The organism is Knoellia sp. Soil729, from assembly GCF_001427985.1.
Taxonomy (GTDB): Bacteria; Actinomycetota; Actinomycetes; order Actinomycetales; family Dermatophilaceae; genus Knoellia.
In genome coordinates this window covers 1,035,688-1,053,574 of sequence record NZ_LMSA01000001.1, presented here as the reverse complement: position 1 = coordinate 1,053,574, position 17,887 = coordinate 1,035,688, and the positions used below count along the sequence as shown (strand labels likewise).

The window sequence follows — 17,887 nt, the reverse complement described above, 5'->3', positions numbered from 1 at the left end:
CGGACGCTGCGTCGGTCAGCCCCGGCCCAGGAGGGCGAGCGAGGTGGAAGGCCAGCAGTCCGATTGCCAGCAGGAGGACCGCGGCGGTGGGACGGCTGCCTCGGTCAGGGCGTCGTATCACCTCGCGAGGACGTGCTCCCGCGCCCGAGCCGAGAGCGGTGTGCGTAGTGCGCAGGAATGAAGTCGCTAACGGCCAGCTCGAGGGCGCGGCCGACGCGATCGGTGTAGAGCCGCTCGATGTGGAGCAGCGGACTGCCGAGCGGGCACCCGAGCGCGCTGGCATCCTCTGCGTCCGCGGCGACGGCACTGATGACCTGCTCGGCCTCGCCGATGTCGTTCCCATGCAGCTCGATGAGGCTGATGATCGTGGTCTTGCTGTGCACGCCCGGGTCGGTCAGCTCAGGCACGTCGGCGACCTTCGCGGCGATGGCTGGCGGGAGGTGAACGCGGGTGCGGCAGAAGGGCTCTCCGCGGTGAAGTCGCTGGAAGGTAAGGCTCACAACATGGGAGGCCTCGAGGCCCAGTCGGTCGGCCACATCGCGGTCGATTCGGTCGGTAAGGGGGTCGACGAGCTCGAAGTCGGTGTCGAGCTGGAGGTTCATGAGGTCGTCGACGCTGCCGAAGGGGCGCCGGTAGCGGGCCCCGCCAGGGGCGACGAAGGTGCCGCTGCCCTGCACCCGGTAGACGCTGCCCTCCGCGACGAGCTCCTGGTAGGCCCGGCGAATGGTCTGGCGGCTGAGGCCGAGGTCCTCGGCGAGGGACTGCTCGGTCGGGAGTTTGGTGCCCTCGGGGAACTCGCCCTGGAAAATTCGCTCGCGCAGGCGCTGGGTGAGGAGCCGGTAGGAGCTTTGGCCGGGGCGGCGGGGTTGAACATCCACGCGAGGCTCCTTCGTCGGACCGGGTCCCCGTCGACCCGAATTGTACGGCCATTTCTAACTTGGCCGTACAACTTTGTCAAGATGTCACGGCGTCCGCTTCGCCACGCCGCCGACTGCACCACCGTGGCCGGCAAGACCGCGACCAACGCCACTGAACTCGCCGTCCAGCGCAGTCAGTTCCAGAGCGTGTGTGTCGCGGTGTGTGTCGCCTCCGACGACAGCGTCGACGACCTCGGCAACCAATGGCATAAAGCAACCTCCTCGGTGGGTGACCGGTGAATTGACTTGAAGAACCCACCGGGTGCGGCACATCTGTAATGAGTCACGGCCATCTGCTCGAGGGCGCGGACAAGCTTCTGATCAAGCCAGCAGGGTGGGGCCAAGCCGGTATCGACGCTTTGGCCGACGAGTCCTTCGCAGAGCACGCCGAAGCGGCCAGATCACGCCCGAGTCAGACCCGGACGCCGATACCGATCTTCGCAGCGATCACAACTGAATCCCCATCCGCAACACTCACAGATCACGCGGTGGCCGCACTTCGTCCGTCACCAACTGGGTGACGAACCCGGCGACCGCGCTACACCACTATCGGGGACTCAACTCGTACGGCATTCTCGGAAGCCAGTTCCACGGCGCCTGCAAGGCCCTAAAGTCGCCTCATGGTTCCCCGCCTGGATGGCAAGAATAAGTGGCGACTGCTCGCTGTCGCGCCAATCGCCGCGCTCTTCCTTACCAGTTGCACGGCATCCGGACAGGTCGAGCCGAACCGGGGTGCGGTATTTCCGATTCAGGGCAAGGTCGCCACTCCTATGAACCTGAACGTGCTTACGATCGACGAATCGATCGCGCTAATGGGCGACCCGACAATTGCGGCACAGTACGCGGGTCGCCCATGCCCCGTGCGAGATACCTCCGCCGACCTAGTTGGTGGTCAGGTGCGCGTTTCCGACTCCCATGGCGTGATGGTTGCGCTGGGGAAGGTCGACACAGAAGCGAAAATGATCGCGGTGCCCGGAGGCCTCGGCACATCGCTTCTCGCCTGTGAATTGTCGTTCACAGTGGGTGCGGTACCGGACACGGACCTGATCTACACCGTTCAGCTGTCTCGATTGCCGGGTGTTTCATTCACCCGCGAACAACTGTCGGGACCGGTTGACATGAGTGCCCTTTGACCCGGGCAGTTTGACGAGATCGGGGACCAGTTCGGGATCAGCGGTGGCAACGGGTAGTACTTCCGCGTGGCACGGATGTCGCAGGATCACGATGTTCGTGGCCTGTACTGGGTGATGGCGCCCTGGTCGCGCAGATAGACAGCGGTGTCCCTCACAGCTCTGATCCACTCGAGTCCTGCGGTGGCTGGGGGCCGATCGACGAAGCATCCGCGTTCGGCGTCACGGAGCGCAGCGAGGGTTTCGACCGTGGCGTTGTGCCGCTCCCAGAAGGCCGGGATGGTGCGGACGTGGAGAGCGAATCTCGAGATGAGGCCATCGACCCTAAGCCGGAGGTCGGTGAGTAGAGCGTCATATTCATTGTCGCTGAGCGACGGTACGTTAACCGGGGTCGCCCGTCGCCCGTCGCCCGTCGCCCGTCGGCTGCCTGCGCCCCGACAACGACAAAGCCGCAGGTCACATGGGCTGTGACCTGCGGCTGGGGTGGTGGCCAGGGACGGGGTCGAACCGTCGACCTTCCGATTTTCAGTCGGACGCTCGTACCAACTGAGCTACCTGGCCGTGTCCGGGTAGGTGCACCCGGAGGCACGCCTGCTCAAACATCAACGCTAGGTCGCCCTGGCGCGACCGCAACTATAACGCATCGGCAGGTGCCCGTTCATCGCCGCTCGAGGCGGCCTCCGACGGCACCCGACGGCACCCGGCGGCCCCCGGGACGACCTTCATCGCCCCCGGACGGCTCCGGAACAGTGGCGTCAGCGGACCCCCGCCATCATCCTGGTGATCCACCTGCTGCCAGCGGCCATGAGCAACCCCACCACGATGGAGGCGATGCCGAGGAAGAGGAAGTACGGGCGCTCGTTGGACGGGTCGTAGAACCCGGCCAGCGATCCTGCCCCGGCCGAACCCACGGCAATGGACAGGAAGAACAGCGCGATCATCTGGGAGTGGAACGCCTTGGGCGCCAGCTTGGTGGACAACGACTGGCCCACAGGTGACAGGCAGAGCTCCGCGATCGTGAAGAAGAAGAGGATGAGGACGAGCCACAACAGCGGGGTGCTGTTCGCGCCGCCCCCGGCGTAAGGCAGGAAGAGCAGGAACGCCAGACCCATGAACGTCGTGCCGGCCGCGAACTTCAGTGGAGTCGAGGGCTGACGCGACCCGAGCCGCGTCCACATCGCCGCGAACACGCCGGCGAGGATGATGATGAAGATGGGGTTGATCGACGTCACCCAGCTCGGCGGCATCTCCCAGCCGAAGAGCGAGCGGTTGAGCCGCTGGTCGGCATAGACCGCCACCACGGTGAACTGCTGCTGGAACAGCGACCAGAACACCGCGCTTGCGATGAACATGGGGATGAACGCGATGACGCGCGCGCGCTCAGCGGAGGTGATCTTGCGACTCCTGAGCATGATCGTGAAGAGGGCGATGGATGCCACGAGGGTCACGACGACCACGATGTCCGACAGCTGCTCGGCGTGGATGACGCCGGCGACCGAGAGGACGGCGATGACCGCCACGACGGCCGCAGCGATGACGGCATACCGGATTCGACCGGCACGGTCGAGCGGGTTCGAGATCTCGCGGCCGGCGTCACCGATGGTGGAGCGGCGCAGCCCGAGGTACTGCACGAGGCCGGCGGCCATGCCGATGGCGGCGAGACCAAACCCCCAGTGGAAGCCCTTCATGTCCCAGATCAGGCCGGTGAGCAGGGGACCGACGAGGGCCCCGAGGTTGACCCCCATGTAGTAGATCGAGAAGGCGGCGTCACGGCGCTCGTCCTCAGGGGCATACATGTCACCCAGGACCGAGCTCGTCGTCGTCTTGAGCGAGCCGGACCCCAGCGCGATGCAGACGAGGCCGATACCGACGCCGAGGATGTTGGGCACCACCGCCAGCGCGATGTGACCGACCATGATCGTCACCGCCGCGACCGTGAGCGTGCGCTCGGCCCCGAGGAGCCGGTCCGCAACCCACGCCCCGAGGACCGCCGACAGGTAGACGAGGCCGCCGTACGCACCGACGATCGAGGTCGCCGCCTCCTGCGAGAGCCCCAGCCCGCCATCGGTCGCGGCGTAGTAGAGGTAGTAGACGAGGATGCCCTGCATCCCGTAGAAGCTGAACCGCTCCCACATCTCGATGCCGGCCAGGTTGGCCAAGCCCATCGGGTGGCCGAAGAAGCGCCGATCGCGGCTCACCTCGGGCTGCGCGGGTCCGTCCTTGAGGTCTGTTCCGTGCGAAGTCACGTGTCCATCTAGGCACACATGGGCGCGACTTGCCCAGCGAGCGGAACCCGGGCAGGGCCTCAGGCGCGCAGGATCTTCTCCATCGGCCGGCCCTTGGCGAGCTCGTCGACGAGCTTGTCGAGGTAGCGGATCTGCTGCATCAGCGGGTCCTCCACCTCCTGCACCTTCACCCCGCACACCGACCCCGTGATGAGCGAGACGTTGGGGTTGAGCCGGGCCGCCGCAAAGAAGTCCTCGAACGTCGTCTCGTCCGCCAGATGCTTCTTCAACTCGCCCTCGCCAAACCCGGTCAGCCACTCGATCACCTCGTCAACCTCGGCAGCCGACCGCCCCTTGCGCTCCACCTTGGTGACGTAGAGGGGGTAGACCGAGGCGACGCTCGTGGTGAAGATCCTGTGGCCCATGACGCGAGCGTATGCCGTCTGCTCCGGAATGCGCGCCCCTCACCTTCGCGTTGGCCCGGGCATGCAAGCCATCACCTACAGCAAGTACGGCGCCCCCGACGCCCTCGCCCTCACCGACGTCCCCGACCCCAGGGTCGGCCCGGGAGAGGTGCTCATCCGCGTCCGCAGCGCCTCGGTCAACCCGGTCGACTGGAAGGTCATGGCCGGGTACCTCGACGGCCTCATGCAGGTCGACTTCCCGGCCATCCCCGGCTGGGACGTCGCCGGTGTCGTCGAGGCGGTCGGGCTCGACACGCCCGAGTACACCGTGGGCGACGAGGTCATGGCCTACGCCCGCAAGGACTGGGTGCAGCACGGCACCTTCGCAGAGCTCGTCGCTGCGCCCGTGCGCACGGTCGCGCGCAGGCCGAAGGGTCTGGACTGGAACCAGGCCGCAGGGCTCCCGCTCGCCGGCCTCACGGCATACCAGCTCCTCACCCGCCTCTCCACCAAGGAAGGCGACACGGTCCTCATCCACGCTGCCGCAGGCGGCGTGGGCCTGCTTGCCGTCCAGGTCGCCAAGGCGATCGGCGCCCGGGTCATCGGCACGGCGTCCGAGGGCAACCACGACTTCCTTCGGAATCTCGGCGCAGAGCCGGTGACCTACGGCGACGGGCTGACCGAGCGGGTTCGTGAGCTCGCACCGAACGGTGTCGACGTCGTCCTCGACCTCGTCGGCGGCGTGCTCGAGACGACGAAGGCCGTCCTTGCCGACGGTGGCCGCCACGGCTCGATCACCGACGGCACCGTCGCCGAGGCGGGCGGCATCGCAGCGTGGGTGCGCCCGGACGCGGCCGACCTGCAGGCGCTCGCCGACCTCGTGGACGCGGGCAAGCTGACGGTGCCGGTGGCCGAGGTGTTCGCCCTCAAGGACGCCGCCAAGGCGTTCGAGCTGAGCCAGGGCGGCCACGTGCGCGGCAAGATCGCGATCGAGGTCAGCCGCTGAGGCGCTGAGCCCGCGACATGCACAGAGCCCCACACCATGTGGTGTGGGGCTCTGTGCTGTGTCGCTCAAGACTGTGCGACCCCGACGGGACTCGAACCCGCGACCTCCGCCGTGACAGGGCGGCGCGCTAACCAACTGCGCTACGGGGCCTTGCAGGTGCAAGACCTTGTACTACGTATCCCCAACGGGATTCGAACCCGTGCTACCGCCGTGAAAGGGCGGGGTCCTGGGCCGCTAGACGATGGGGACCCGTTCAGGACGGGAACCCACGTCGCGCAGCGCGCAGCGCTCGGATCCGTCGTGGACTCGGAAAGCATAGGTGACGATCGCGCAGGTTCCAAAACGAGTCCCCTTCGTGCTCAGGACGACCCCCTCGTATGCCGTCCGCCCGCCTCAGGCGCGCGCCTCCCGAAGCGCTGCGCGCACCAGGTCGATGGCAGCCGAGTCGCTCAGCCCCGAGCGTGCGACGGAGGCGGCGTAGGCAGCAGCGCTGCGGTGCAGGGCCACGTCGGTGGCATGCCCGCCACCGGCGACGACCGTCCCTGCCCGCCGCCGCGTCGTCACCAGCCCCTCGGCCTCGAGCTCCTTGTAGGCGCGGGCCACGGTGTTGACGGCGAGCCCGAGGTCGCCGGCCAGGGCCCGTACGGTGGGCAGGCGGTCGCCCTCGGCGAGGGCGCCACGGGCGATGAGGCCCTCGAGCTGGGCCCGCACCTGCTCGTAGGGCGCCTCGGCGGCAGCACCGTCGATGGTGATGTCGAGGTTGCTCATGCGGGGTTGGCCCAGGCGTGGACCCGGTCCGCGTCCCACGTCGTCACGATGCGCTCCCAGGGCACGCCCAGCCGCTCGGCCCGCTCGCAGCCGTACGCCTTCATGTCGAGCTGACCCGGAGCGTGCGCGTCGGAGTCGATGGAGAACAGGCAGCCGATCTCCAGAGCGAGCTCGATGAGCTCGTCGGGTGGGTCCTGCCGCTCGGGGCGCGAGTTGATCTCCACGGCGGTGCTGCCCTCGAGACACGCCTCGAAGACGGCACGCGCGTCGAAGTCCGACTGCGGGCGCTTCCCCCTCGAGCCCTCCACGAGTCGGCCGGTGCAGTGCCCGAGGACGTTGACGCGCGGGTTGAGGACGGCGGCCACCATGCGCCTGGTCATCGGCCCCGAGTTCATCCTCAGCTTGCTGTGCACCGACCCGGTGACGAGGTCGAGCTTGCCGAGCATGGTGTCGGTCTGGTCGAGCGAGCCGTCGTCGAGGATGTCGACCTCAATCCCCTTGAACAGCCGGAAGGCCCCGCCCACGCCTGCGTTGATGGCGTCCACGATCGCGATCTGCTGCGTCAGGCGCTCCGCCGTCAGCCCATTGGCGATGCGCAGCTGGGGCGAGTGGTCGGTGAGCACCATCCACTCGTGCCCGAGCTCGATGCCGGTCAGCACCATCTCGTCGATCGGCGACCCACCGTCGGACCAGTCCGAGTGGAGGTGGCAGTCGCCGCGCAACGCGGCATACAGGTCTCCCCCTCCGTCCACGAGCGGACCTCCGCTCTTCTCCTGCAACGACGCGAGGTATGCCGGCAGCTCACCCTGCGCTGCCTCCGCCACGACCGCGGACGTGGACTTGCCGATGCCGGGCAGGTCCTGGAGGGTGCCGGCCTTGACCCGGCTCGACAGCTCGTCCGGATGGACCTCCTTGAGGGCCTTGACCGCGTTGCGGAACGCCTCGACCCGGTAGGTGCCGGCGCGGATGCGCTCGAGGAGGAAGGCGATCCGTCGCAGCGCCTGCGGAGGTTCGACGGGGGCTTCGAGGGGTGGGAGCAACGCGACCATGGGCCCAGTCTCCCCGAACCGCACCGGGTGTCGGGGGCGACGGGCAGGATCGGTGGATGACCTTCGCAGAGCTCCACGAGAGCGGCTTCTTCGTTCTGCCCCACGCGTTCGACGCCGGGTCGGCCATCCGGCTGGCGGAGGCTGGGTTTGCGGCCATCGCCACGACGAGCCACGGTCACGCGGCAACTCTGGGCAGGTCCGACCTCGAGGTGACGCGTGACGAGATGGTTGCCCACGTCGCCCTGCTCACGAGCGTCGTCGACGTCCCCGTCAACGTCGACTCGGCCGACTGCTTCCCCGCCGAGGAGGGTGGCGTCGGGCGCACCGTCGAGATGCTCGCCGACGCCGGAGCGGCCGGGCTCTCCATTGAGGACTACGACCCGGCGACCAAGGCGATCGTGCCGCTCGACGAGGCCGTTCAGCGGGTCGCCGACGTCGTCGAGGCGGCGCACGCGCGAGGAGTCGTCGTCACGGCGCGTTGTGAGAGCGCCCTCTACGGCTTCGACGACGACCCGGTGGCGCGCCTTGCGGCCTATGGGGACGCCGGCGCCGACGTGCTCTACGCGCCCCTGGTCAACGACGAGGAGCGGCTGGCCGCCATCGTCGCGCTCGGGCGCCCGGTCAACGTCCTCGCGGCCGGCGACCACCCGCCGGTCGAGCGGCTGCGCGCTCTCGGGGTGCGCCGGTTCAGCACTGGTGGTGCCCTCACCCAGGTGGCCTACGACGCCGCCGTGAGCTACGCCAAGTCCCTGGCCTGAGCCCCGAAACCGAACGAGCGCCGATAGCGTCGGCATCATGACAGAGCAGCAAGGTCCGGGGCCGGGGCGTACCCGCCAGAGCGCCATCTACCGTCGCGGCACGCTCGGGCAGCAGCCGCGCGTGCCCACCGACCCCGACGAGCTCGAGGCGCGCGCCCACAAGGAGATGAGCGCCAAGGCGTGGGCCTATGTCAGCGGTGGTGCCGGGACCGGCGCGAGCGTGCGCGCCAACCGGGCGGCCTTCGACCGGTGGCAGGTCGTGCCCCGGATGCTCCACGGCACGACCACCCGTGACCTGCGCTCCGAGATCCTCGGGACCTCGCTTTCGGCGCCGGTGATGCTCGCCCCTGTCGGGGCCGCCGACCTGGTCGCGCCGAGCTCCGACCTCGACATCGCCCGGGGCGCCGCCGCGGCCCGCACGCCCTACATCTTCTCCACGCAGGGGTGCGCGCCGATGGAGCGGACGGCGCAGGTCATGGGGGACGTGCCGTGGTGGTACCAGCTCTACTGGTCCATCGACGAGGAGCTCGTCGACTCCTTCATCGGCCGTGCCGAGGACGCCGGCGCCAAGGCGCTCGTCGTCACCCTGGACACGACGATGCTCGGGTGGCGCACCCAGGACCTCGACCTGGGGTCGTTGCCGTTCTCCCAGGGCATCGGCATCGCGCAGTACACCTCCGACCCGAGGTTTCTGCGGATCGTGGCGGAGCGGGTAGCCGCTGCTGGGGACGCGCCGTCGCCGCTCGAAGGCACGAAGGGAGCCGAGAAGGTCAGGGCTGCGGCGAGTGGAGCACGCACCCTGCTCAGCCAGTCGCGACGGCACCCCGGTGACACCCGGGACAACCTGCGCTCACCCGAGCCCCGCGCGGCAGTGGAGACGTTCCTCGACATCTACTCGAACCCCGGGCTGTCCTGGTCGCACATCGAGACGCTGCGCGAACGTACGCAGATCCCGGTGCTGCTCAAGGGGATACTGCACCCCGACGATGCGCAGCGAGCGATGGACCTCGGCGTCGACGGCATCATCGTCTCCAACCACGGCGGACGGCAGGTGGATCATTCGATCGCCTCGCTCGACGCCCTCGTCACGATCCGAGAGCGAGTCGGTCCCGAGCCGGTCGTCCTCCTCGACAGCGGCGTGCGCACCGGCGCCGACGTGTTCATCGCTCTGGCCCTGGGGGCCGACGCCACGCTCATCGGCCGTCCCCACATCTATGGGCTGGCGCTCGATGGGGCCGACGGAGTACGCGACGTCATCGACAACGTCATCGCCGAGCTCGACCTGACGATGGGCCTCGTCGGAGCGGCCTCGATCGCTGAAATCACCAAGAAAGCGTTCCTGACCGGGCCCGCCTGAGCTGGCCGGACCGCGCTGTGCACTGCTGCGCTGGGGCGCAGCAGTGCACAGCCGCGTTCGGTGGGACTGTGCACTGCTGCGCTGGGGCGCAGCAGTGCACACGGCCGACCAGAGGGGCACAGGGAGGTGGCCCGGGCCCGTATCTCGGTGCCCGGACCCAGGAAACCGCGCGGAGCTCAGGCGAGGTCGGCCAGTGCAGTGAGGAGGCGGTCGATGTCGCTGTCGTCGGTGTAGGGCGCGAGTCCCACCCGGACACCGCCCTCGTCGCCGAGGCCGAGGTGACGTGAGGCCTCGAGCGCATAGAAGTGCCCCGCAGGCGCGTTGACGCCACTCTCGGCCAGGGCCCGGCGCACCTCCTGCGGCGACTTCCCGTCGACGGTGAGCAGCACGGTGGGCGTGCGCTTGCGAGCGTTCGAGAACAGCCGCACACCCGGCATGGCGCGCAGCCCGGTCTCGAGCCGGGTCAGGAGCCGGTGCTCGTGCGCGTCCAGCGCCTCGAAGCTGGCAAGGATCCGCTCCCGCCGTGAACCGGTCGCGGAGGGGTCGAGCCCGGCCAGCACGTCCACCGCCGCAGTGGTGCCGGCCAGCAGCTCGTAGGGCAGCGTTCCCAGCTCGAAGCGCTCGGGCACCGCGTCGCTCGACGGGAGCAGCTTGTCCATCGTGAGGGTCTCGAGCAGCGCCGGGGCCGCAGCCACCACTCCGATGTGGGGTCCGAGGAACTTGTAGGGCGAGCACGCCCAGAAGTCCACCCCGAGCTCGTCGAGGTCGACCGAGTCGTGCGCCGTCGCATGCACGCCGTCGACCCAGTGCAGCGCACCGACCTCGTGCACGGCGCGGGCGATCTTGCAGACCGGCGGCTTGGTGCCGATGAGGTTGGAGGCCGCGCTGGTGGCCACCAACCGCGTGCGGTCGGTGATGAGCGAGGTCACGGCGTCGGAGTGCATCTCACCGGTGTCCGGCTCGAAGTCGGCCCACTTCACGACCGCGCCGACCGCCTCGGCGGCCTGCACCCACGGGCGGATGTTGGAGTCGTGGTCGAGCCTGGTCACGATGACCTCGTCGCCGGGCTCCCACGTGCGGGCCAGCGCCCGCGACAGGTCGTAGGTCAGGGCTGTCGCACTGCGCCCGAACACCACGCCACGCGGGTCGGCGCCGAGCAGGTCCGCCATGGCTGCACGGGCGTCGACGACGACCGACTCGGCCCGACGCTCGCTGGCCGTGACCTCACCACGGTTGGAGATCGCGGACACCAACGTCGCGCGCACCGCCTCCGCGACGGGGGTAGGGGTCTGGGAGCCGCCGGGCCCGTCGAAGTGGGCAGCGCCCTCCTGCAGGGCCGGGAAGAGCGAGCGGACTGCAGCAACGTCGTAGGTCATGGCTCAACGTTGCCATGTGTAGCGCCGCACCGTGTCACCGTCCAGCACAGTGATTCCGGTGTCGTCGGCGCGCAGGCTGCGGAGCGCGTCGCGACTGACAACCCGTGCCGTATGCCGGCCCATGCGGAGCGTGGGACCCGCGCTCACCTCGAGCGTCGGCCGCCCGTCACCGAACGGCCACCACCACACGTCGGAGCGGGTGCCGACCACGCGCTCTCCACCTGGCAGGGTTGCCGGCGTCGTGTTCGCGGACGTATCCGTGCACGGGCCGGGAGTCGTGGCGACACTCGTGCGGTCGAAGGTCTCGAACGTCGTGCGCACGCACTCGCCGCCGGACTTCTCGCCGAGGATGAGCACTCCGTCCCGGCCGACCGATGTGGCGGCAGCGGGCCGAAGCACGACGCGGCTGGTATCGGGATCGACCAGCAGCAGCGTGCCGTCGGTCGCGGCCAGGACGCCGACGGTGGGCAGGCTCCCGCCCTCGCCGACGACGGGGCGTGATGTGCCGGTCGCCGTCGGCTGTGGCGTCTGCCAGGACTGCGTGCCGTTGGTCCCCACCCCGATGAGACGGCAGGCCGTCGGGGTCCCGCCGCAGGCCTGCACGACCGTCGTCGTGGTCCCGGCCGCGACGAACGCGAGCGTGTGGGCGGGCGGGCCCTGCCAGGTCCACCGGGAGCGGCCATCGAGCCCCGCCCCGTCGAGCATGGCGTCGTGCAGGATGAGGAGCCGCCCTGCGCCCACGGCGCGCTCACCTCCGGCGACTGATCCAAGCGTGATCCGCGTGCCGGTCACGAGGTCGATCGCCACGTTGGATCCCGTGGCCACGAGCGCCCGGCCGCCGAGCACGTCGCCGCGCACGGCCTCGGTCTCCCACTGGCCCTCGAGTCCTGAGGTGCGTGGGGTGGTGAACCAGTCGACCATGACGACGAGGACGACGAGGAGAGCCGCGAGGACGGCATACGTCGTCGTGCGACGGGACGTCACGCGCACGGCGCCCGGGTCACCAGGACTGGTGCAGGGGACGGCCTTCGGCGAAGCCGGCTGTGCTCTGCAGGCCGACGGTCGCGCGCTCGTGGAACTCGGCGAGGGTGCGGGCGCCGGCATAGGTGCAGCTGCTGCGCAGTCCGGCGATGATCTCGTCGATGACGTCCTCGACCGAGGGCCGGGCCGAGTCGACGAACATGCGGGCCGAGCTGATGCCCTCCTCGAACATGGCCTTGCGGGCGCGCTCGTAGGCGGAGTCGGTCGCGGTCCGGTTGCGCACGGCACGCGAGGAGGCCATGCCGAAGGACTCCTTGAACTGGCGGCCCTTCTCGTCGGTGAAGAGGTCACCGGGGGACTCGAGGGTGCCGGCGAACCACGAGCCGATCATGACGTTGGATGCTCCTGCGGCGAGCGCCAGCGCGACGTCGCGGGGATGACGCACGCCGCCGTCGGCCCAGACGTGCTTGCCGAGCTCCCTTGCGGCAGAGGCACATTCGAGGACCGCGGAGAACTGGGGACGACCCACCGCGGTCATCATGCGCGTGGTGCACATGGCGCCCGGCCCGACGCCAACCTTGACGATGTCGGCCCCGGCCTCGATGAGGTCGCGGGTGCCTGCGGCAGTGACGACGTTGCCCGCGACGATGGGGACCTGGGGGTCGAGGGCGCGCACAGCCCTCAGGGCCTCGACCATCTTGTGCTGGTGCCCGTGGGCGGTGTCGATGACGAGCACGTCGGCACCGGCGTCGAGGAGCTGTGCGGCCTTGTCGGCGACGTCGCCGTTGATGCCGACAGCGGCCCCGATGCGCAGGGCGCCTCGGGCGTCCACGGCGGGGGAGTAGAGGTTGGCCCGCAGCGCCCCCTGTCGGGTGAGCACCCCGACGAGGGTGCCGTCCGCCGCGACGACCGGTGCCAGGCGCCGCCGGCTCCCGCTGAGGGTGTCGAAAGCCTCGACGACATCGACGTCGTCGCGGACCGTGACCAGCTCGCGTGACATGACGTCGCGGACCTGCACGAAGCGGTCCACGCCTTCGAGGTCCTTCTCGGTGACGACACCGATCGGGCGGTCCGCCTCGACGACGATGGCGGCCCCGTGCGCGCGCTTGCCGATGAGCACCTGCGCCTCCCCGACGGTCGTGTGCGGGTCGAGCGTGATCGCGGTGTCGAAGACGAGGTGTCGCTGCTTGGTCCAGCCGATGACCTCGCTGACGACGTCGCGCGGGATGTCCTGGGGGATGATCGTCAGGGCACCGCGACGGGCCGTCGTCTCGGCCATGCGGCGCCCGGCGATCGCGGTCATGTTGGCGACGACGAGGGGGATCGTCGTGCCCGTGCCGTCCTCGGACCGCAGGTCGACGTCGAGGCGACTCGTGACGTCCGACTGGTTCGGCACCATGAACACGTCGTCGTAGGTCAGGTCGAGCTGCGGCCGGAGGTCGTTGAGGAAACGCACGGATGACACTCTATGAGGCGACCTGTGCGCGCCGACGTGTAGCAGGATCGTGGGCGTGAGCCTTCTTGCCCCGTCACCCGCCGACGCCCAACGACGCGTCGGCCTGCGTCGTATGCGCGCCGTCGCGCTGGGGCTGCTCGTGCTTGCCGCCATCGTGTATGCCGTGACGTTGCGTCACGACACGCGCTGGCTCGGCTACGTCAACGCGGGGTCCGAGGCCGCCATGATCGGCGCGCTGGCCGACTGGTTCGCCGTCACGGCGCTGTTCCGGCACCCCTTGGGCCTGCCCGTGCCGCACACGGCGATCATCCCCAAGCGCAAGAACGAGATCGGCCGCAACCTCCAGGACTTCGTCTCCGAGAACTTCCTCACCGACGAGATCGCTCGCGAGCGACTCGCGGCCGCGCACGTGGGGGAGCGGCTGGGTGTCTGGCTGGGTGCGCCCGCTCATCGCCAGCGGGTCATGACCGAGGTCGTGCGGGTGACCCGCGCCGGCCTGGGGCGCCTGTCCGACGACGACGTGCGCGAGGTCATCGCCGACTTCATCCTGCCGCGGCTGGTGCACGAGCCGATCAGCCCGATCGCGGGCTCGCTGCTCGAGGGCATCGTGTCGCAGCGGACGCACCACGGGCTCGTCGACCTCGGGCTGGAGCAGCTGCACGACTGGCTGGCCGACAACCCCGGCACCTTCGCGTCCGTCATGGGGGAGCGGGCGCCGTGGTGGTCCCCGCCGTGGGTCGACGACAAGGTCATCGGCTGGAGCTACCAGCAGGTGCTCACGTGGCTGGAGGACATCCGCCTGACGCCCGACCACCCCGCCCGGGTGGCCCTCGACGACCTGTTGGAGCGCCTGGCGCACGACCTCCAGACCGACCCCGCCGTCATGGAGCGCGCCGAGTCGCTCAAGGAGCGACTGCTGTCGCACCCGCAGGTGCCGGACACCGCGGTCGGTCTCTGGCGGTCGTTCTCCGCCGCGCTCGAGACGGCGATGGACGACCCCACGTCCTACTTCCACGTCCGGGGTGACGAGCTCCTCGAGCACCTCGGGCAGCACCTCGTCGAGGACGAGCCCTGGCGCTCACGACTGGAGGGGCACCTCGGCGAGGCCGTGTCGTTCTTCGTCAACACGTACGGTTCCGAGATCGCCGAGGTCATCTCGGTGACGGTCGAGCAGTGGGACGGTCGCGAGGCGGCCGAGCGGATCGAGCTCCACGTCGGGCGCGACCTGCAGTTCATCCGCATCAACGGCACGGTCGTGGGTGCCTTGGCCGGCATCGTCATCCACGCGGTGAGCACCACGCTGACCTGACGAGCCGCGTCAGGACGTGCGGGGCGGGCGGGGGAAGAACATCGACGTGCGCTGCATGTACTCGGGGTAGCCCGGTCGCTTGGACATCTCGGACTCCAGCAACCGTGCCCCGGTGGCGAACGCGAGGAAATAGGTCATGACGACCGGCGAGAAGACGGTCAGCACCCCCGGCCACACCTCGGCGGCGACAACCAACAGCCCCCACCAGACCGCGGCGTCGCCGAAGTAGTTCGGGTGACGGGTCCAGGCCCACAGTCCGCTGTCCATGATCGTGCCCTTGTTGGCCGGGTCGGCCTTGAAGCGCGCCAGCTGGGCGTCGCCGACGGTCTCGAACGCGACGCCCACGCCGAAGACCACGACACCGAGCGCCGCGACCCAGCCCAGCGGCTTCGGATCCGCGGCTGCCGCGACCTGCAGGGGCAGGGAGACGATGTATGCCGCGAGCGCCTGGACCGCGAAGACCTTGCGGACCGCGTGGGCGAACCTCTGCCCGGGAGGCGCCGCTGAGAGGATCTTGTCGTAGCGGGGATCCTCCCCGGCGCCCAGCGCGCGGCGCCGGATGTGCCATGCCAGCCGTCCGCCCCACAGGGTCACGAGTGCGGCGAGGAGCAGCCCTCGGGCCCCGGGTGCGAACCCGAAACAGACCCACGCGATGGCCACGAAGACCAGGCCCCACGCGATGTCGACGACGCTCACCTTGCCGAGCCGGCGGGCGACGAGGGCGGTGATCGCCATGACGAGCGCGGCGGTGACCAGGCAGCTGACGGTCACGAGCACGAAGCGGGTCATCAACGCACCGTGTCATGCGCGACCGGGGCTCCGCCCGCACGGCGCGTGAGGATCTGGTCCACGCCCATGCGGCCGTCGCGGAAGGCCTGCGCGCTCCCGACGAGGTAGAGGCGCCACACGCGCGCCACCTCCTCGCCGACGAGGTCGACCACGCCAGCCCAGTTCTTCTCGAACGTGTCGAGCCAGGCGTGGACGGTCCAGACGTAGTGCTCGCGCAGGGCGTGCACGTCGCGCACCTCGAGCCCACCGGACTCGAGCAGTTCGACGGTCTCACCGACGGGACGCATGTGCATGTCGGGGGCGATGAACGACTCGATGAAGGGGCCGCCGCCGGGATGACGCCCGCGGCGGGACATCTGCTGGACCAGCACCCGGCCGCCGGGCTTCACCGCGTCGCGCAGCACCGAGACGTACGTCGGGTAGTTGCCCTGACCGACGTGCTCGCCCATCTCGATCGAGGCCACGGCGTCGTAGGGGCCGTCGGTCACGTCCCGGTAGTCCTGCAGCCGGATCTCGACCCGGTCCTCGAGCCCGCGCTCGCGGACTCGGGCGTCGATGAACGTCTTCTGCTCGGCCGCAATGGTCACCCCGGTGACCTGCGCGCCAAAGTGCTCCGCGGCATACAGGGACAACGATCCCCAGCCACAGCCCACGTCGAGCAAGCGCGACCCCTCGTGCAGGCCGAGCTTGCGGCAGACGAGGTCGAGCTTGGCGCCCTGGGCCGACTCCAGCGACTGTCCGGTCGTGCTCGGGTTGCCGGTCCACCAGGCGGAGGAGTAGGCCATGTGCGGGTCGAGCAACAGCTCGTAGAACGTGTTCGACAGGTCGTAGTGGTGGCTGATCGCGGACCGGTCGCGCCCCAGGGAGTGCAAGCGCCCCCGGAGCCGGGCCTGGCTCATCGGTGGCGGCAGCGGCGTGCCCCATGCCCCGACCTCGCGGGCGAGTGCGACGAGGCGGGGTGCGCTCCGGGCCAAGGTGCCGGCTGCAGGCCGCTTCACCCCGCGTGCGGCGAGCGCCGCCCGCGCCACGTCGAGGGCCTCGCCGACATCGCCGTCGACGTCGAGCTCCCCGGTGACGTAGGCCTGAGCAGCCCCGAGCTCGCCCGGGCTCCACAGCAGGCGCCGCAGGGCGTCGGGCGAGCGCAGGACGACAACCGGCCCCTGCGCCGGTCCCGTCGACGACCCGTCCCACACACGCAGACCGACGGGCACTGGACCGCGAAGGACCGGCTTCAGGGCGTCGGAGATCTGTTGGGCAAGGCTCGATGGCGTACTGCTCATGAGTGCTGTTCGGCGCAGGCGCACGGGTGGATGGGTGACCACCGCGAGTTCGTGCGCGCGGGTGTCAGATCGGGTCGGGTCAGCCAGCCCAGTCGGGGTCGGCGGCGGTGAGGCGCGCGGGGTCGACCGTGCCGGGTTCGGGCCGGTCCTTGTCAGTGCCCCCGAGAGCGGCAGCCACGGCGTCGTCGAAGTCCGTCTTGCCGCCGGGCGGCATGCCGATGACGTCGTCGATGTCCTGCTCCTGGCACACCACCTCGTGGATGAGGCTGCCCACCAACGGTTTTGCGATGCCGGACGGGACGGGTGTGACGAACCCGACCCAGTGGCTCGCGAGGCCGGGGGTGAGGACGGGGACCGTGCGGATGACCCGTGGGCGCAGTCCGGCGACGGCCGCGTAGCGCTGGATCATCTGTCGATAGGTGAGGACCTCGGGTCCGCCGATGTCGAACGTGCGGTTGACCTCACCCTCGATCCGGGCCGCCCCCACGAGGTAGTGCAGGACGTCCGCGATGGCGATGGGCTGGATACGGTTGTTGACCCACTTGGGCGTCACCATGGCCGGCAGCTTCTTGGTGAGGTGGCGCAGCATCTCGAAGGACGCCGAACCGGAGCCGATGATGATCGCGGCCTGGAGCACCACCGTCGGGACCCCGGACGCCATGAGCAGGTCGCCGACCTCGACGCGTGAAGCGAGGTGCGTCGACAGGTGACCACCGTCGGGGTGCAGGCCCGAGAGATAGACGATGCGTCCGACCCCGGCCGCCTGGGCGGCCAGCCCGAAGGTGCGAGCCAGCTCGCGGTCGCGTTCCTCGAAGTCGGCCTTGCCGTCCATCGAGTGCAGCAGGTAGTAGGCGACGTCGATGCCGGCGAGCGCCGTCTCGAGATCCTGGCGCGAGGTGGCGTCGCCCTCGACCACCTCGACGTCGTCGGCCCACTGCCGGGCACGGAGCCGGTCGGCGGAGCGGGTCAGCACCCGCACGCCGATCCCGGCGTCGAGGAGCACGGGCACGAGGCGGGACCCGATGTAGCCGGTCGCGCCCGTCACGAGGACGAGGGGCTGTGGAGAAGTCATCTGTGGCATC

Annotated in this window: 17 protein-coding genes and 3 tRNA genes; 6 read left to right on the top strand and 14 right to left on the bottom strand. The window is 69.7% G+C overall.

The genetic code is table 11. The annotated features are described in order from the left end of the window. Positions 1-104: 104 nt before the first annotated feature. Positions 105-878, bottom strand: a complete 774-nt coding sequence (locus ASG74_RS04830; RefSeq protein ID WP_056139460.1) for a GntR family transcriptional regulator — start codon at positions 876-878, stop codon at positions 105-107. 81 nt (positions 879-959) lie between these two features. Between ASG74_RS04830 and ASG74_RS17105 the strand changes: the two genes are divergently transcribed. Then, positions 960-1,157 carry a hypothetical protein gene (locus ASG74_RS17105; protein ID WP_162252779.1) on the top strand — a complete coding sequence of 66 codons (198 nt, stop codon included), beginning with the start codon at positions 960-962 and terminating at the stop codon, positions 1,155-1,157. 380 nt (positions 1,158-1,537) lie between these two features. Further along, on the top strand, positions 1,538-2,050 hold the full coding sequence (locus tag ASG74_RS17100; RefSeq protein ID WP_156465278.1) for a hypothetical protein: 513 nt from the start codon (positions 1,538-1,540) through the stop codon (positions 2,048-2,050). 481 nt (positions 2,051-2,531) lie between these two features. Here the strand turns inward: ASG74_RS17100 and ASG74_RS04825 are convergent. From ASG74_RS04825 to ASG74_RS04815, 3 genes are all read right to left on the bottom strand, one after another. After that, a tRNA-Phe gene (locus ASG74_RS04825) sits at positions 2,532-2,608 on the bottom strand. Positions 2,609-2,802: 194 nt separating this feature from the next. Beyond that, positions 2,803-4,293, bottom strand: coding sequence for a peptide MFS transporter (locus ASG74_RS04820; RefSeq protein WP_056139458.1), 1,491 nt, complete (start codon positions 4,291-4,293; stop codon positions 2,803-2,805). 59 nt (positions 4,294-4,352) lie between these two features. Beyond that, entirely contained in the window at positions 4,353-4,697 is a 345-nt protein-coding gene (locus ASG74_RS04815; RefSeq protein ID WP_056139456.1) for a DUF2200 domain-containing protein, read from the bottom strand. Positions 4,698-4,758: 61 nt separating this feature from the next. Between ASG74_RS04815 and ASG74_RS04810 the strand changes: the two genes are divergently transcribed. Beyond that, positions 4,759-5,682 carry an NADP-dependent oxidoreductase gene (locus ASG74_RS04810; RefSeq protein ID WP_056139453.1) on the top strand — a complete coding sequence of 308 codons (924 nt, stop codon included), beginning with the start codon at positions 4,759-4,761 and terminating at the stop codon, positions 5,680-5,682. A 76-nt stretch (positions 5,683-5,758) separates the two neighbouring features. Here ASG74_RS04810 and ASG74_RS04805 read toward each other — a convergent pair. The 4 genes from ASG74_RS04805 to ASG74_RS04790 form a co-directional block, all read right to left on the bottom strand. Beyond that, a tRNA-Asp gene (locus ASG74_RS04805) sits at positions 5,759-5,832 on the bottom strand. 26 nt (positions 5,833-5,858) lie between these two features. Further along, positions 5,859-5,931 (bottom strand) — tRNA-Glu (locus tag ASG74_RS04800). Positions 5,932-6,075: 144 nt separating this feature from the next. Continuing rightward, on the bottom strand, positions 6,076-6,450 hold the full coding sequence (locus ASG74_RS04795; protein WP_056139451.1) for a GntR family transcriptional regulator: 375 nt from the start codon (positions 6,448-6,450) through the stop codon (positions 6,076-6,078). Beyond that, the gene (locus ASG74_RS04790; RefSeq protein ID WP_056139450.1) at positions 6,447-7,499 is read right to left on the bottom strand and encodes a PHP domain-containing protein; all 1,053 of its coding nucleotides are present in this window, start codon (positions 7,497-7,499) and stop codon (positions 6,447-6,449) included. The genes ASG74_RS04795 and ASG74_RS04790 overlap by 4 nt, the downstream gene beginning before the upstream one ends. A 56-nt stretch (positions 7,500-7,555) precedes the next feature. On the opposite strand from ASG74_RS04790, the gene ASG74_RS04785 reads away from it, so the two are divergent. Both ASG74_RS04785 and ASG74_RS04780 read left to right on the top strand, forming a co-directional pair. Then, a complete protein-coding gene (locus tag ASG74_RS04785; RefSeq protein ID WP_056139448.1) occupies positions 7,556-8,257 on the top strand; it encodes an isocitrate lyase/PEP mutase family protein in 702 nt (233 codons plus the stop codon). 37 nt (positions 8,258-8,294) lie between these two features. After that, positions 8,295-9,614, top strand: a complete 1,320-nt coding sequence (locus ASG74_RS04780) for a lactate 2-monooxygenase (protein WP_056139445.1) — start codon at positions 8,295-8,297, stop codon at positions 9,612-9,614. 176 nt (positions 9,615-9,790) lie between these two features. On the opposite strand, the gene ASG74_RS04775 is transcribed toward ASG74_RS04780, so the two are convergent. Genes ASG74_RS04775 through ASG74_RS04765 form a run of 3 tightly spaced genes read right to left on the bottom strand, consistent with a single transcriptional unit; the run spans position 9,791 to position 13,427 of the window. After that, the gene (locus ASG74_RS04775) at positions 9,791-10,990 is read right to left on the bottom strand and encodes a cysteine desulfurase-like protein (RefSeq protein WP_056139443.1); all 1,200 of its coding nucleotides are present in this window, start codon (positions 10,988-10,990) and stop codon (positions 9,791-9,793) included. Between the two features lie 3 nt (positions 10,991-10,993). After that, on the bottom strand, positions 10,994-11,980 hold the full coding sequence (locus tag ASG74_RS04770; protein ID WP_056139441.1) for a hypothetical protein: 987 nt from the start codon (positions 11,978-11,980) through the stop codon (positions 10,994-10,996). Between the two features lie 10 nt (positions 11,981-11,990). Next, positions 11,991-13,427 (bottom strand): GuaB1 family IMP dehydrogenase-related protein, encoded by a 1,437-nt coding sequence (locus tag ASG74_RS04765; RefSeq protein WP_056139439.1) that lies wholly within the window; start codon positions 13,425-13,427, stop codon positions 11,991-11,993. A 55-nt stretch (positions 13,428-13,482) separates the two neighbouring features. On the opposite strand from ASG74_RS04765, the gene ASG74_RS04760 reads away from it, so the two are divergent. Continuing rightward, positions 13,483-14,736 (top strand): DUF445 domain-containing protein, encoded by a 1,254-nt coding sequence (locus tag ASG74_RS04760; protein WP_056139437.1) that lies wholly within the window; start codon positions 13,483-13,485, stop codon positions 14,734-14,736. A 9-nt stretch (positions 14,737-14,745) separates the two neighbouring features. On the opposite strand, the gene ASG74_RS04755 is transcribed toward ASG74_RS04760, so the two are convergent. The 3 genes from ASG74_RS04755 to ASG74_RS04745 all read right to left on the bottom strand — a co-directional run bounded on the left by ASG74_RS04755 (position 14,746) and on the right by ASG74_RS04745 (position 17,877). Further along, positions 14,746-15,525, bottom strand: a complete 780-nt coding sequence (locus ASG74_RS04755) for a DUF1295 domain-containing protein (protein WP_056139436.1) — start codon at positions 15,523-15,525, stop codon at positions 14,746-14,748. Beyond that, positions 15,525-16,805 (bottom strand): SAM-dependent methyltransferase, encoded by a 1,281-nt coding sequence (locus tag ASG74_RS04750; RefSeq protein ID WP_056139634.1) that lies wholly within the window; start codon positions 16,803-16,805, stop codon positions 15,525-15,527. Before ASG74_RS04750 ends, ASG74_RS04755 begins: the two co-directional genes overlap by 1 nt. Positions 16,806-16,884: 79 nt before the next feature. Further along, entirely contained in the window at positions 16,885-17,877 is a 993-nt protein-coding gene (locus ASG74_RS04745) for an NAD(P)H-binding protein (protein WP_056139632.1), read from the bottom strand. Positions 17,878-17,887 lie beyond the last annotated feature (10 nt).